15 protein-coding genes are annotated in these 15,515 nt (G+C 53.2%); 3 read left to right on the top strand and 12 right to left on the bottom strand.

From position 1 onward, the window contains the following. Positions 1-855: PT domain-containing protein (locus U0177_RS10590; RefSeq protein ID WP_409570595.1), on the top strand; the 855-nt coding region annotated here is incomplete at its 5' end. A gap of 47 nt (positions 856-902) precedes the next feature. Here the strand turns inward: U0177_RS10590 and U0177_RS10595 are convergent. From U0177_RS10595 to U0177_RS10640, 10 genes are all read right to left on the bottom strand, one after another. Further along, on the bottom strand, positions 903-2,942 hold the full coding sequence (locus U0177_RS10595; protein WP_409570596.1) for a phage portal protein: 2,040 nt from the start codon (positions 2,940-2,942) through the stop codon (positions 903-905). Between the two features lie 58 nt (positions 2,943-3,000). Beyond that, entirely contained in the window at positions 3,001-3,663 is a 663-nt protein-coding gene (locus U0177_RS10600; protein ID WP_409570597.1) for a hypothetical protein, read from the bottom strand. 6 nt (positions 3,664-3,669) lie between these two features. Further along, positions 3,670-4,419: a hypothetical protein gene (locus U0177_RS10605; protein ID WP_409570598.1), complete on the bottom strand. Its 750-nt coding sequence runs from the start codon at positions 4,417-4,419 to the stop codon at positions 3,670-3,672. Positions 4,420-4,525: 106 nt separating this feature from the next. Further along, a complete protein-coding gene (locus tag U0177_RS10610) occupies positions 4,526-5,986 on the bottom strand; it encodes a phage portal protein (protein ID WP_409570599.1) in 1,461 nt (486 codons plus the stop codon). After that, the gene (locus U0177_RS10615; protein ID WP_409570600.1) at positions 5,952-6,497 is read right to left on the bottom strand and encodes a terminase small subunit; all 546 of its coding nucleotides are present in this window, start codon (positions 6,495-6,497) and stop codon (positions 5,952-5,954) included. Before U0177_RS10615 ends, U0177_RS10610 begins: the two co-directional genes overlap by 35 nt. A gap of 2 nt (positions 6,498-6,499) precedes the next feature. After that, complete coding sequence (locus U0177_RS10620) at positions 6,500-6,784, bottom strand: hypothetical protein (RefSeq protein WP_409570601.1); 285 nt, start codon at positions 6,782-6,784, stop codon at positions 6,500-6,502. Next, on the bottom strand, positions 6,781-7,083 hold the full coding sequence (locus U0177_RS10625; RefSeq protein WP_409570602.1) for a hypothetical protein: 303 nt from the start codon (positions 7,081-7,083) through the stop codon (positions 6,781-6,783). Before U0177_RS10625 ends, U0177_RS10620 begins: the two co-directional genes overlap by 4 nt. A gap of 120 nt (positions 7,084-7,203) precedes the next feature. Beyond that, a complete protein-coding gene (locus U0177_RS10630) occupies positions 7,204-7,491 on the bottom strand; it encodes a hypothetical protein (protein ID WP_409570603.1) in 288 nt (95 codons plus the stop codon). A 180-nt stretch (positions 7,492-7,671) separates the two neighbouring features. Beyond that, the gene (locus U0177_RS10635; protein ID WP_409570604.1) at positions 7,672-8,160 is read right to left on the bottom strand and encodes a hypothetical protein; all 489 of its coding nucleotides are present in this window, start codon (positions 8,158-8,160) and stop codon (positions 7,672-7,674) included. A 707-nt stretch (positions 8,161-8,867) separates the two neighbouring features. After that, positions 8,868-9,248, bottom strand: a complete 381-nt coding sequence (locus U0177_RS10640) for a LuxR C-terminal-related transcriptional regulator (RefSeq protein ID WP_409570605.1) — start codon at positions 9,246-9,248, stop codon at positions 8,868-8,870. 252 nt (positions 9,249-9,500) lie between these two features. On the opposite strand from U0177_RS10640, the gene U0177_RS10645 reads away from it, so the two are divergent. Next, positions 9,501-10,253: a hypothetical protein gene (locus U0177_RS10645; RefSeq protein ID WP_409570606.1), complete on the top strand. Its 753-nt coding sequence runs from the start codon at positions 9,501-9,503 to the stop codon at positions 10,251-10,253. 87 nt (positions 10,254-10,340) lie between these two features. On the opposite strand, the gene U0177_RS10650 is transcribed toward U0177_RS10645, so the two are convergent. Further along, positions 10,341-10,901, bottom strand: a complete 561-nt coding sequence (locus U0177_RS10650) for a uracil-DNA glycosylase family protein (protein ID WP_409570607.1) — start codon at positions 10,899-10,901, stop codon at positions 10,341-10,343. 68 nt (positions 10,902-10,969) lie between these two features. Further along, positions 10,970-11,488 carry a uracil-DNA glycosylase gene (locus tag U0177_RS10655; RefSeq protein ID WP_409570608.1) on the bottom strand — a complete coding sequence of 173 codons (519 nt, stop codon included), beginning with the start codon at positions 11,486-11,488 and terminating at the stop codon, positions 10,970-10,972. A gap of 213 nt (positions 11,489-11,701) precedes the next feature. On the opposite strand from U0177_RS10655, the gene U0177_RS10660 reads away from it, so the two are divergent. After that, on the top strand, positions 11,702-15,334 hold the full coding sequence (locus tag U0177_RS10660; protein WP_409570609.1) for a GAF domain-containing protein: 3,633 nt from the start codon (positions 11,702-11,704) through the stop codon (positions 15,332-15,334). Positions 15,335-15,515 lie beyond the last annotated feature (181 nt).

Here is a 15,515-nt window from a genome sequence, read left to right on the forward strand (position 1 = left end):
AACCAATTGATTCTATTCTTCATTCTTTTCGTAATTTTCTCAATACCCGCTGTTTATCTATCCTATTATCTAGCTAATTTACCACAAGCTCCAACTCCAACGAGTATTGCAGAAGCTAGTTCACCAACCTCAATGGTTACTCTTGAGCCGCCTACTCAGCTCCCAACTCTAGCACCTACAACTGAACCAACTTTGCAACCAACACAAACACCAACCAGTACACCTGAACCGTCACCAACACCAAAGCCGACCGAAGTGCCTATACCCACGGCTACAGCAGTTCCACCCACACCCGTACCACCAACACCAATCCCTCCTACGCCGATTCCTCCTACGCCAGCACCAGAGCCGAATCCAGAGGGCACAGATTTGGGAGATGGAGCTATTTCTATTATTGTAGATAACTCATATTTCTTGAGAGAGAGCGACAAATCTAATCAGGTAGTTGAATTTAAGATAACACTACGAAATAACACTGGTGAGACAATGCGTGTCCAGATAAATCCCAGAAGTATGACAGGTATTGATAATATACCAAACAATTATCGAACTTACCTGAATGAGCTTGATGAATATAAGCTTGGTGGATGTGATAGTAATGTCTACTTTGGCGTGCCTATGCCAGTGGTGGATTATACTATAGAGGCGGGTTCAACAATAACAATGCCGCATGATGAAAGCCTTATATCACTGGATCGCTCCTATAGTTATAAAGATGGCAGATGTGAAATTAAATCTCGTTTGCCATTTGGCGTAGATCATATTAATGTGACAATACCATCTGTTAGATACTCTGTAGGCGCGTCTTCGCCTAAAACCTTAGAGCGTCTAACTTGGAAACTGGTGTTTAAATGATAACGATAATTAATTATTGCGAGCATGGTTGTGTTTGATTTTGGCACTTAATCGTTCTTGACTGATGCTCCAAGACTACACTCACAATTAGGATGGGCACTCGGAGCATCATCCCCACTCGGGAAATTCTCATCGATTCCAATAACGCCAGCGTCAGCATTCTCCACACAAATATCACATGCCTCTGAGTCCGGCATCCAGTACTTCCCGTTGACTACCCCAGACTGCCTATATCCCTCCAGCGCCCCAGCCCCATAGGCATTGATCGTCTCAGTCCTCGCTATCCGCATGGCCCTGTAGTCGCTCTGGTCATCAAAGAACTGCTTGATTGTCCCTGCTATATCCTCGTTGCTCTGACCCAGCTCGACGCCCTCCATGACCTTCAGGGTGATGTCTTCCTTGATGGTCCCGGTGTAACTGTCCGAGTCTTCCAGAGCGTGCTCATTGAGCCAGTCCAGAACACGAGGGTGCTGCAGATCAAACGTCATATCCACTTCAAGGAGTGCCAGGGTGTCCTTCCCAGACTGTCCTAGAACCCGCGTAAGGCCGTCCTTGGTGGCGTTGTAGACTAAGCCGATCCAATCCTCATAGTCCTCAAAGATAAGCCGTACCAGCTCGTCTGAGGCATCCTTGCTCACCTGGCGAGCGAGCTTCTCGATATAGCTATCAGCCGATTTGGCTTTCTTGAGGTTCTTGAGAAGTTGCTTTTCAAGCTTCTCGTTGAGCTTGAGATAGGTCTCGTGCTGGGTGGCGATCTCTTCGTCTATGTACTCTCGGTTGAGCGGAGTGTCGACGCGCCGGCCACTATCGTTTTTTTTTACGCGGAGGGCCTTTTTGCCATTGCCTTTTCCGCCGTTATCAGCGTTGTCCTGGCCGCCATCTGGAGTATCGTTTTGAGGCCCTGTAGTGGCCTGTGACAGGGGAACGTAGTTGGAGGGGATATACAACTCATCTCCACCATCGATCGGCTCCTGACCGATCTGGGCGCGTGCTTCATTAGGTGTCAGATAGTAGTTCTTGATACCAGACTCGATATCTAGCCGCTTTTGCTCGATACTCTCTGGAACCGGGTCTTTGAAGTGCAGGCGATATTTCTGGCTATCGAGGCCAAAGATGGGTAGGTAGAATTCATTGAGCGTAGACACAAACGTTCGCATCTTGGGCTTGACCGTGAACTTGCTAAAGACATACTCGCCGACCTCGGCGTTAGCCAGGTTGACATTGTCAGTCACGCTGACGATTATCGGATGTACGCGGAAGATACCAAGGATTTCGTCGCGGATTGCCTTGCGGCCTTCGATAAACTGCATCTCGCGGGAAGTTGGAGTAAGCGAGGTGTACTTCAATCCTCCTTCAAGGATTGCCATCTTGTGGGCGTTCTGGACACCTCGATACTTGGCGTCCCAATTGGCCTTTATGCGGTCGTACTGGTCTTGGCTAAGTGAACCATCACTTGAGAGGATACCGGCCGGCATGGCTGAATTGCCAAAGAAGTTGCGCTGCCATTCTGAGGCATAGGTGTCAATGTCAATTGAGATTGCAGCAGCCTGAACAGTTCCAATACCACGGTACTTGTTCCAGGGGTTGAAGCGCTTGAAATGGATAATCTCATCAGTATCGAAGGGAATCTTTGCGCCCTTCTCGTTTGTGAAGATGTAGCCGCCAATGAAGTCTTGCTCAGACTTCACAATCTGCATCTTGGTCGGGTCCATGTACCAGATTTCAACAGGCGCACCCTTCCCGTTCCTCGGCAGATACCAGAAGGCGTTACCATCGAGTTCTAGGTATGCTTGGGTAGCATAGGTAAGGTCGAGAAACGATTGGAAATTGTTGACTTTGTGGAGAAGGTCGAGAGCGGGGTGGTCTGGTACATCCTGCCAGCCGTCTTTGGCCTTTTGCTGAAGCGTGAGTTCTATTTCGGAGAACGCCTCGGCGATGGCGTTGACACAAGCATAGACCCAGCCTTTGTAGGCTCTGAGATAGTCGCCCTCACGAAACTGGCTGCCAGCGGAAGGATTGAGGAAGCTGAATATGGAACTGTTGATGCTTTTCTGGGATTGGCCGAAAAGTCTACCGAGTAGGGACATAGTCTATCCCATTGTAGCGGGATAGGCAGCGGATGTTATACAAAATGAGCAGTATAGTTCAACTGAAAATCTGAACTTTTGATATATAAACGCAGCCAGACCCCTTTTCCTCTCGACATTCATTGATTCTTGGCGCAAATGTCAGATAGAGTAGACTTGGTAAATCTCGAAAGTCAAACGAGAATGAAGCTTTATGCCATTGATTATCAGCGGTATGCTTTGTTGGTGGAATAAAAGCCTGTCGTAAGCTAGGTTGCTCATTTTCGTTTATCTCAAGGTTTTCGATAAAGTTCTCATTCCACCTTTGCTCAATAGGAATCATGTAAAAGGCAATGTTCATCTCTTTTGTAGTACTCGATAGAATTTGATATTCGAACTCTATTCTGCCTCTGCGCCCAGGAATGTTCTTGTTAAATCCTACGAGCTCATCACTAAGTGTTCGCATCATAAGATAGGGCTGGTCGTCATCACTACCAGGTTTCCGTTGATAGAAGTCTTCCTTAAACTTGGCAGCTATATTATCTCGTAAAGTCACACAGGCCAGGCCATGCTTGTTATTGTCAAAGCGAAAGCTTATATCCCTACCTCCGTCTGCGCCGCCGCGTGGTGCCATGAGAACAACGTCTTCATAGCCTATGCCGTGCAGGATGTCGGCGCACATCCTTTCAAAATCATGTTGATTATCAAGTTCCTCTAACGCCTTTTTGGTGAGTGACAACATTAGGAGTTACTTTCTTGGCCCGCTTATAACGATGGGCCGCTGATCAACAACGCGGGTCGTTTCGGTGGTTTTTAGTGTTTCTTTGATCTGTTCTATTGTGTCCTTTCTTTGCTTCTTGTTATTGGCCTCTGCTTTTCTCATTATCCTCTTGTAGACTACGGTTTGATAGAGTAAGTTCACGAGTAAGTAGATCATAAAGACAATTACTAGGCCAGGAACAATATAGGGTTGGATAATGCCAATGTTAATAACACTCGGATATATATTTTCGAATAACGAATAGGCGGTAAAAACAATCGCCGCTGTTAAGTTGATGCTGTTAATATTTCCGACAAACCGCGTGGTTGCACTTCGATTATCCGTCATCTTCTCCCAATCGCCCACATGGACTACCCCGTCGTCCTCAGTATGAACGGAGAAGAAAATATACTTTTGGTTATCTGGTGAAAGTTTTGAGAAATATAAGCGTGTTAGCTTGTTTTGGAAATCAATAACGAGCGTATTAATCGTCGCATAAATAGTAGTAATAAAGGTGAAATGGCCAAACACGAACAAGAACCAAAAAATAATGAATAGCAAATGCAGTACCTGCTGAATGGCATTACTAAGCGCCATTAGGCCAAAAATGCCAGTCAGCGCTACGCCCTCAATAGACAGAAAGAACTGAACTATCTGCAACATGGATGTTTCAGCTTGTCTCATGTTAGCATGTTGCTCAGCGAATTCGGCTAGCAGCAGGTCTTCAAAGTTTGCCATGGAATTACCCCATATTATCTGCTTTGGACCACGACGTATATACGAGGTTCATTTAGTGAAAGTTACAGGTCAGCCGTTCGGCTCTGGCACTTCACTTCATGGGTTATTATAGCAGTCTTATCCCAGGCTCAGGCACCTTTGCTACCTCAAAGTACATCCTCATCATAAGTCCGTCTCCAAAGTCTGGGGATCGGCCAAGCAGATTGCGGATTGTTTCCTTATTCTCATCCTCCTTGCCCACGCCGCCCTTAGGAATAATCTGCCGCTTCTGATCGCTCCCATCATTGATTTCCTTGATAACATCAAGCTCCTCGATAATCATCTCCCTCATGGGCTCGTCTTCACACTGAACATAGAGCAGGGCATCATTCACTAGCTCGGCCAGCTTGAACCAGCACTGTGAGCGAAGGTTCCTGTAATTGGCCTTGAGACCTTGCTGTTGCTCCTCCTGGGTCGTGAAAGCCGATGCACCCGCCTGGAAGCCCTTGCACTTCAGCCGGTCAACGATGCCCACACCGATGCCGTCATAGTCCAGAATGATGTTGCTCGTCGGAATGTTGAACTGCTGCTTCAGCTCGATAATTTTGTCGTACAGTTTATCCTGATCGGTGATGTCCTCCTTGTAGATATGGATGACCTTCAGCCCTTCCCAGACATAGAGCACCGTCTTGTCTTTGCCCTTGCCTGCGATGTCGCCTGAGAGGTAGCGGGTCGTTCCGGTCACATGGACATTTGAGAAGAGGTCGGTGAGCTTGTCATAGTTGAATATCTTGGTCGGGTCGTCATCATAATCAAAGTTGCCGTAGAGCAAGCGCTCGATGGTTACCTTACTTGAGCGGAGGATACGGTCAATATAGGCTTTGGGCAGGAAGGGGTTATCAGATGCCAGGGCGCGGACAAACTGGCGGGTAGCGGGCAGTACACCGTCTCTGAAGGGTTTCCAGAATCGAGTGTAGATGTGTCCCTTCTCTGGGTTGAAGGTCTCTAGGAAGATCGGCTTGAGTATCCAGCCGTCTTTCTCGTCGTGCCGGCCAAAGAACTGCTTGAGGTTCTCTTCCCAGACCTTATTCTTGTTGCGCCGACCAACACGGGTGCTAAGGATTTCTATGGCCTTGTGCGGTGTCTCATTCGACTCGTCTATCCAGCACCAGGACAGTTCCAGACCGCCAAAGCGGGTATAAAGCGGGTCTTTCGGTGAAGGGGCAGTATCGAGGATAAGGATCTCTGAGCCGTTTTTGAAGCGTATGATGCCGTCCTGCTGGTTATAATCATAATCCCAAGGCTTCTTAACTCGCTCTTTTTGTTTTAGGCCCAGTTCGCCAGCGACTTCAAAGAAACTGGCGAGCGTCGTGCGCTTGAGGTTCTTCAGCTCGAAGCGGCCAATGGCACCGCGGCTACCAGGAAAAACGTCAGAGATGAAGATAGCGAGTTTGCAGCCAAGATTAGTTTTGCCGCCACCGGCACCGCCACCATAGCCAAGTTCATCAACGAGAGACTGAGGATTTTCAAGGTAATCCCATGCGGTCGTCTGCTTAGGTAGTAGGTTTATCGGATTCTTTATCAGCATAGGTCTTGTTCACCACCACAGTAGTCGGAGCCTTTCTCTCCAGTGGGGTGACATCCTCGACCTTATCCGGCTCATTGTAGCCCATCATCTTGCTGATATTCTCGATTGCTCGGTTCGCGCCGTTGCTGTCGTACTGCCAGACGCCGGTCACCTGCACTTTTCCGTCTTCGCCTACAACCTCATCGAAGACCTGTTCCATTTCTCTGGTCTTGGGGTTGTAACGCATCACTGGCTGCGCTTTCATGCTCATCCGCTTAATCGTATGGAGATCCTCTACCAATGTGAACTTGTTAAAACCGAGAATTTCCTCCATGTGTTTCTTGCGCTCATTAATATAGGCTTGTATCAAAGGTTTTGTAAGGTTTTCCGTGGCTATCGACTGCGCCGTATGTTCACTGTATCCCGCCTTAATTGCCGCCTGTGTCCCATTCGCCAATTTCAAATACCAATCGCAGAACAGTTTCTGCTTAAGGGTTAACTTTGCTTCTGGTTTTTCCTTTGTCTTTTTCATATTTACTTTTGCTTACGAACCAACCGAGATAGAATACCGGGCCTATCAACTGGTCTGGGTGGTTGCGGAGTTGGCGGGACAGGTCTTGGACTTCTCTTTTTGCTCCTTTCTAAAAACTCTCCCTGTAAGATAACCTCATCAGCAATAAGCTCTATCCTTGCAGTCGTTAGCTCATCGGGTCTAATACGAACATCGACAGCAAGCACTGGTACTTCTGCATCGTTGATGTATACATGACTGTCCCATGGTTTTTGACCGACAACAACTTTAACTTTTGTCTTTTTCATTTCATCTCCCTCCGTTTCTTCCCATCTCTCACCATTGCCTGAACAGCAAACACCTCGTTCATTATATCAACACGGTTCTTGCCCAACTGCCTGTTGACTTTCAATAGACCCTTAAGAGACTTTATATTGCCGCTGTAGATCTGATCGGACAAGGTTTCTACTGATGAGGCGATGCTCTCCGAAATGTTATCACTCAGTCTCTGTCTCTGCTTTTCGATGCGACGCTCTATTCTCGCAATCGCCACAATGTTCAAGATAAGTGACAGCCCAATACCGATAATAACAATGATTAGTTCCATATGTTTATATTAAGTCGATAACGACACAAACTACTAATGCAATTCCCCAAGCGTTCCAGCTACTTCCAATCAGGACTTGTGGCGTGTGTTGCAACAGCCAAACAATTAACCAAATAAATGTCATATTCTTGTTATAACTGGCGGCTCCATTTCCGGTATCTCTTGCCCTAAAGGAACTGGCTCAAATTGCTCACTCTCTATCAGCACGTCAAAGTAGTCGCCCATCCCAAACTTCATGTTCACAATCTTTGCATCAGCTGGCAAACCACCACTAACAACTTTGTATTGCTGCGCTGTTCCTTGCATAAATAGCGAAACAAAAATCGGATTTGCAACTCGCAAAATCTTCAATCTTCTTCCCGGAATTTCTGTTGTTTGTAATACCATAATGTTGTTATTGATGAGCACTCCCCCGCTTTAGCATCGACCCCTCTCAAAAAAATTCTATAGCCTCAGCTATTGATGGCCTTAGCCTCAGCCAACCTACCACTCCCCCGGCGGGGGAGACCCCATTGGGGAGTAGTTTAGCTCCCTGTGAAAATTCAGAAACCCCAGATTTTCACGATTAGCAGTCACTAAAGTCGTGTGCTAAAAGTCCTCCACACCCTCTAATTTATTGTCTATAAATAACTTTCGTTTTTCTATTAGCTCTTGTTTCTCTTTTCGGGAATACCAGGTCTTCTTTCTCGTTTGAGGATGTGGTGGTAATATGGGAGTGTTTTGTAGTCCTAACATAATTCTTTTTAATTTATTTCTGGAATTTTTGCCTGTCAAATTTTTGGTACTATTTACTGTGAAATCTACTTCTCCCCTCTCCATTCTCTCCTGAAAAGTTAGCCTGTTTCTATCTCTATAGAGCAGTTCCGTTAACGTCATATTGAACTTATCAAAGTTACTGTGACATCCCGGACATAATTCTATCCAATCACTGATTTCATATTTATATTCTCGGCTAATATTAGCCCAGTGATAGTTCGATGCCTTGTGTTCTTTGTTGACAATACAATACGCCGCATCACCATACTGTTGTTTTATCCAAGAGTGAACTCTCTCATACTCTTTTGTTCCTGCCTTCATAAGAGATGTGAAATTATTCTACCATTTTCACATCTAAAATGACATAGGCAGTCGAGCAATTCATCTGCTAATTACGCCGCATACTTAAACTCTATATCTGACTGATTACCAATTGCTGGTTTATAAAAACCAATCGCTAAACAGATATCACAGATATAGTCTTTTGTCTTCTTTCCCGCCGCATTTCTGACATTGCGAAGTGGTCGATTTCTCCACTGTCCTTGACAGTGCCAGCATACAATCTTCGCCACCGGTCGCGGGTGAGTTAGTCGCACTCGTCGCGGCATCGGAATGTCATTGATAGTAAATTCTCTTGTTGCTCCTACAGGATTCATCTCATAATCACCACCTACAAATAATCACACCTATTGCATCGATACCCCTTGCCATCTTCGCGGAGTCTGCAATGTTTACAGTACCCGCGCTTGCATCTGCTGCAAATCTTGCTCGCCGGTTTTCCCGGATGATTAGTACATGCAACCGCTTTTCCGTAATACGACATAGTCAATTTGCGACAGCTTTTTTGCTCGTCGAATTTGCCTGGACATCAGCACACCACAATTGCAAAGTCTCAAGTGTTGGCCGGTCATACTCTGCGAGCACTTTGTCTTGTTTCCAAATCTCGTGGAGTTTCTTAGCGTCAGTCCCTGGATTTATCAGAATGAAAAGATAGACCAGATTTTTGACCGCTTTGCTGACTCGCATAGTTAATACCTGCCGTGACGCACTCGCCAGCCCTTGGTACTGATGCCGGCTTTCAACTCCAGTCGTTTTCTGATCCGCAGAATTATCTGATGAACTGCTTGGGTGCAGACGCCGAGTTCTTCGCCAATTTCTATCCGGCTGTATCCCTCGGTGAGGAGCTGTGTCACTTGGCGCTGTCTTGCGGTGAGTGCAGCCAACATCAATTCTTTGTCGCGGTTGCCATAGTTGTTGTCCGACGCAAAACCATTGTCGCCGAGTGATAAGCCAGCTGATCGGTTCGAAGAGTCACCATTGTCATCGAAGTCAAAGTCGGTATCAAAGGCGCTCAGTGGTGTCTCAATAACTTTTACTTTTTCGTATCCTACAATTGGATTACTGTCCATAATTGGCAACAAAAAAGCTCTGGCGTTATCGCCAGAGCGTTACATCATTTATCGGGTTAGTGGCAGTCATAGTCAACAATCCGAGTGTATAGAAAAATCTTCCTTTTTGCAAGTGGCAACCGTTTTTAACCGAACGTATGTTTCTTAAGAGGATTGTTACATTGAATTCCTTGACATTTCCCTTGAATCATGGCATGAATCCCCTAACATTTTTTCCAACCGCGCCGGCCGCGCATACACAAGGACGGCAATATGCCCAAGATCTCCGACATGAACGGCAACCGCAGCGGTTCTTATCGTGACATTTTTGACGACGAAAGACTTGGGCATTTAATCAGTCAAACTCACGCAGCGGCGATTCGGTTTGGCACTGAGTTAGAGCGTGTTATTTCCTCACTTGTCCCGCAATCTAGCATTGCCACTGTTCAAAGCATTGCACAAACAATTGCTCGTGGCGAGGTTGATCCGCTTATCCCAAAGCACGTTATTTTCAAGCCTACAAAGCCACCTGTCGGCCGGGCAAGGGCTATCGTCTGTGACTTTGCAATCTTTTTCCACCAAGATCAAGAATTCTATGTTGTTGAGTTGAAGCTTGGTCACGACTTTGATACGCAGAAATCCGAGGCTGCCCACAGCAAACTGCAAACAATCTGCGAGTTTCTTACTGGCCGGACTGGTTACACTGGACGAACCTATATTGCCTCCTTCTCTGCCACGTCGAAGAAGCAAATGCTTGAAGGCTTCAAAGGCTATTTCCATGAGAATGAGGTTATGCTTGGGCCTGAGCTATGTTTCTATATGGGGGTTGATTACGAGGAGGTTTTGCAACGCCTGAAGGTCGATCAAGATGCGAACAAAGAGTACTTTTTGGGGCAGATAGACAAGATACAAAACGGCCTCCCCAAAGAGGAATACTTTGCTCAAATCGATCGACGTAAGAAGCGGGGTATTACCGACGCGCAGCAGGAAATACCAATCGACCCGCCTGAAGATATACAGCTGTAAGAGGGGATAAGAAGGATAGCCCGCCAAAGCGGGTTATCTTTTTCTTTACGCAGAAAGTAAAGTAGAGTTTATTGGGATTTGTGCTAGCTATATTTCAGCTAGCACTTCTTTCAGTTTCTGAAAGTCCTCTTGAAATGTCTCCTGCATCGGTGGGTAGCGCAATCCTGCGGCTGGATGAACAGTAATGAAATACTTCCGTCCATCGCGCTCAAGCACAGTGCCATGCACAGATGTGACAGCGACCTTCTCGTTGAGCACGGCCTGAGCTGCGACCGCTCCCATCAGGACAACGATTTTGGGATTAACAATAGCAAGCTGCCTATCAAAATGCGTCCTTGCGTGGTCGATATCCTTCTTGCTTGGTGTGCCGCGTTCTGGAAGATACTTCACAGGGCTTGTAATATAAACGTCTTTCATATCATCAAGTCCTAGCACGTCTCGGATTGTTTTGCGTAGCAGCTTCCCAGATGGACCGATGAAAGGGCGACCAACTTTCGCTTCTTGCTTCCCTGGTGCTTCACCGATAAATGCTACGATAGCATCAGGGTTACCCTCGCCAAAGACAGCGCCCCCAATCTTATCCTTCTTGCACTCCTCACACGCTTCGACCTCTTTGGCTAGCGCGTCGAGTTCTTCTTGCTTGCTCATAGATGTTCCCTTTAATGTCATTGTGCTACTAAGCGGCAGTGAGGTAAACGCGAAAGGTAAAATAGACTTTACGCGTAGTTCTGGGCATAGCCACCCCAGAGCACGAACACCACCGGCGTAGCGCGGGCGCTCAGCGCGGCGATGATCGCGTCGGTGAAGGTTTCCCAGCCCTGGCGCTTGTGCGAGTTCGGCTGGCCGGCCCGCACCGTCAGCACCGCGTTCAGCATCAGGATGCCCTGCTCGGCCCAGTGCGCCAGGTAGCCGTGGTTTGGCGCCGGCGCGCCCACGTCGTTGTGCAGCTCGGTGAAGATATTGCGCAGCGAGCGCGGCTGCGGCACGCCGGGGCGCACCGAGAAGCACAGCCCGTGCGCCTGTCCGGCGCCGGGGTAGGGATCCTGCCCCAGCAGCAGCACGCGCGCGCGCGCGAAGGGTGTGAGCTCAAGCGCCTGGTAGACCTCGGGCGCGGGCGGGTACACCGTATGCTCGGCGCGCTCGCGCGCCACAAACTCCTGGAGCCGCGCGTAGTATGGCTGCGATGTTTGCTCCTCCAGGATCGGCTGCCAGTCTGCGGGAATCGGCGTGGTCATGGCTGCTCCTCTGATCCAATCGGCGGGCCTGGCTTTTTCCTGCAAGTTGCTCGCCACGGCGGCCGCGCGCGTATGGTAGCAGATTTTGGCGCGGCCTCAGCGCATCTCAGCCATTTTCAGCCGCGAGTCAGCGGCAGGGGCTAGTGCGCCGCGCCAGTTTCGGCTAGACTACGCAGCTATCCACGTGTCGATCCAAGCGCTTGGAGGAAGCACATGCTCAATCAGATCGCGTCGGAGGGCGGCTGGCTGCGCCTGCTCAACGGTATTAGCGCCGACGTGCGCCGGGCTGAGTCGATCGACCAGCTCGCCGATTGCGTCGTGCGCAGCGGTATCGCGCTGGGGTTCGCGCGCGCCCGGCTGTGGCGGCTGACGCCCGACGGCGTTTCGCTGATCGGCATGAGCCAGGCCGGCGACCCGGCCGGCGGCGAATTTCGCGGGCTGAGCATCGCCCTGCACGAGTCGCCCTACTCGCAGCAGGTGCTGCAAGCGCGCGAGCCCCAGTACTTCGACGGCGAGCAGCTTGGCGCCTGGATGCTGCCGCGCTACCTTGGGCCAGAGAAGTTTGCCGCGCCGATCGGCCAGTGGGTACACATGCCGCTGTGGGCCGGCGCGCACTGCTGGGGCATGCTCACGCTCGACAATGCCGACCAGCCCGGCGCGATCACGCCCGAGCGCCGCCTGGTACTGAGCCTGTTTGGCCAGCAGATCGCCGCCGCGATCGAGCACACCAGCCTGGCCGAGGAGCTGCGCCGCCGCGAGCAGGAGCGCGACTGGCTCGAGGAGCTGATCCACATTGGCGCCGACGAGCAGCGCACCACCTCGTTCGACGAAACCACGGCGATCATTATCGCCGGCGGCCGCCGCCTGGGCTTCGAGCGCGTGCGGCTGTGGCTGCTGAGCGAAGACCACGAGCTGCTGATCGCCGTGGCCCAGGCGGGCTGCGCGGGGCTCGACGCGTTCGAGGCGGTACGCTTCCCGCGCCGTGCCTCGAAGTATATCGAGCGCGTGATCGTGGCCAAGCAGCCGGTGTTCTTTCGTGGCGAAGAGCACGGCCCGGGCTACCTCTCGCGCACGTTTCGCCAGCAGGGCTACCAGCCGCCGGCTGGCGACTGGGTCGGCATTCCGCTGCTCAGCAACCAGCAGCTGGTAGGCGTACTGATGCTCGACAACGCCGCCGCGCCGCGCGTGCTCGACCGCGATCAGCAGAAGCTGCTGGCGCTGTTCGGCCAGCAGGCCGCCGCCGCGCTCGACCGCGCGCGCAAGGCCTACGAGCGCACCTGGTTCTCGATCATCTCTGACACCATCGCCGCGGCCCAGCACGTGCAGACGCTGCGCGAGGCCGCCGAGCTGCTCGCGCAGGGCGGGCGCCGGCTCGACTTCGACCGGGTGCGGCTGTGGCTGCTCAGCGCCGACGGCCAGTATATCGACGGATTGAGCGAATCGGGCAACGATTCGCTTCCGAATTTTCAGTCGTTGCACGTTGAGTATACACAGTCGCATTTCAGCCAGCATATGGACGGCGCGCGCGAGCCGCGCTTCTTTCGCGGGATCGAAGAGGGCGACACCTACCTGGTGCGCACCTACCCCGGCTTCGCCGCCCCGGTGGGCGACTGGGTCAGCCTGCCATTGTGGACAAATGACCGCATGTTTGGCATTTTGACGCTCGACAACATCCACCGGCCGCGCGTGCTCTACCCCGGCCAGCGCGACCTGCTGCAGCTGTTTGGCCGCCAGGGCGCGGCGGTGCTCGAGCGCGCGCAGCTCTACGAGGCCGACCGGCGCCAGCAGGTCGAGCGCAAGTGGCTGGCGACGCTCTCGGCGATCGCCGAGCGCACCCAGCAGGCCTCGACGCTGCCCGAGGCGGCGCGCGCGATTGTGCAGGGCGGCCTAAGCCTGGGCTTTGTGCGCGCGCGGCTGTGGCAGCTGAGCGCCGACGGGAGCACGATCGAGTGCATCTGCCAGACCGGCGCCGACCACGTGGCCGACCTGGTAGGCGCCACGCTCTCGATCGGCCAGGCCGACTACGCGCGCGAGATATTGGTCGGCGACCGGCCGAAAATCTTCCCGTGGCGCGGCGACCTGCCGGTGCTGATCGACCGGCAGCTGGCCGCGCGCGGCTTCGCGCCCCCCGCCGATGAGCGCATTGGCGTGCCGCTGTGGAACAACGACCGCTGCTTTGGCCTGCTGGTGCTCGACTATGGCGAGCAGCCGTTCCCGCCCGAGCAGCGCGACCGGCTCGACCTGATCGAGCTGTTCGGGCGCCAGGCCGCTGCGGCCCTTGAGCGCGTGCGGCGCGCGGCCGAGCGCGATTGGCTCGAGCAGCTTTCGCTAGTGGCCAGCGAGCTGCAGCTGGCACTCAAGCCAGAAAGCGTGCAGGAGGCTATTCTGCACGGCGCGCAGCGCCTAGGCTTCGCGCGCGCGCGGCTGTGGCGCCTGCGCGCCGACGCGCAGACCCTCGAGGGCGTGTGCCAGATCGGCACTGCGGGGCTTGAAGATTTCGCCAACCTGGTGATCCGCCGCTCGGACTCGCTCTATATTCGCAAGATGCTCGCCAGCCCCGCGCCGGTCACATTCTATGGCCATGCCGACGGCCCCGACATCCTCTCGCAGCACTATGCCGCGCACGGCTACCGCTCGCCGCGCGGCGGCTGGGTGGGCCTGCGCCTGGGGATCGGCAAGGTCGAGGGCAGCGCGCAGTGGCGTGGCGTGCTGGTGCTCGACAACGGCGACGACGCGCGGCGCCTCAGCGCCGAGCAGGAGCAGCTGCTGAACCTGTTCGCGCGCCAGGCCGAGGCCGCGCTCGAGCGCGCCCGGCTGTACGAAGACGGCGTGCTCGAGCGCGCGCAGCGCCAGCTGTTCGAAAAGCTCAATGCCGTGGCCAACCGCCTGCAGCGCGCCCGCGGCCTGCAGAGCGTCGCGGCGATCGTGGTGCGCGGCGCGCAGGATCTCGGGTTTGTACGCGCGCGGCTGTGGCAGCTCAGCGACGACAAGCGCCACGCCAGCGGTGTGGCCCAGTGGGGCGACCCCGACCTCGACAATTTCGCCGAGATGCAGGCCGACACCGGCCGCTCGCCATATATGCAGAAGGTGCTAGCTGGCGCCGGCATTGAGTTCTTCCAGGGGGCGTCGCATGGCACTGGCGTGCTCGAAGATCACTATGGCAGCGATAAGTTCCACCCACCGCTCGGCGAGTGGGCCGGCATCCGCATCGGCCTTGGCCAGCAGTGGCAGGGGCTGCTGTTCCTCGACCACGGGCAGCTGCGCCGGCCGATCAGCGAGGCCCAGCGCAACCTGCTCGGCTGGTTGCGCCAGCAGGCCGAGGCGGCGATCGAGCGCGCCCGGCTGTACGAAGAAGAGCAGCGCCAGCGCTTTGAGAGCGCCTGGCTGAAAGAGCTGCACGATGTTGGCCGCGAGCTGCAGCGCGCCCGGCAGCTCCACGAGGTGGCCGATGTCGTTGTGCGCGGCGTGCAGCGGCTGGGCTTTATGCGCGCGCGGCTGTGGCAGCTCAGCGACGACGGCCAGACGGTACGCGGGGTGGCGCAGTGGGGCAGCGCGCTGCTCGAAGACTTCGAGACGCGAACCACCAGCCGCAGCCACTCGCCGTATATCCAGAAGGTACTCACGAGCGGCGACGGCATCGAGTTTTTCGACGGCACCCAGCTCGGCGCTGGCGTGCTCGACGAGCAGGCGCGCCCGGCCGTAGGCGAATGGGTCGGTACGCACTGGCGCCGGCCAGCACCTGGCGCGGCGTGTTGTTCCTCGACCGCGACCAGAAGACCAGTCGCTCATCAGCGCCCAGCGCGGCCTGATAGGGCTGTTTGGCCGCCAGGCCGAGGCCGCGCTTGAGCGCGCCCGGCTGTATGAAGAAGAGGAGCGCCAGCGCTCCGAAGCGCCTGGCTCAAGGACCTGGCCGAGCATAAGCTGCAGCCGGCCGACACGCTTGAAAAAGTGGCCGAGCAAATTGTTGCCGGCAGCGAGCCGGCTCGAGTTCGAGCGCGCGCCTGTGGCGCCTGAGCGACGACGGCGA

The organism is Kouleothrix sp. (assembly GCF_046328425.1).
GTDB lineage: Bacteria > Chloroflexota > Chloroflexia > Chloroflexales > Roseiflexaceae > Kouleothrix.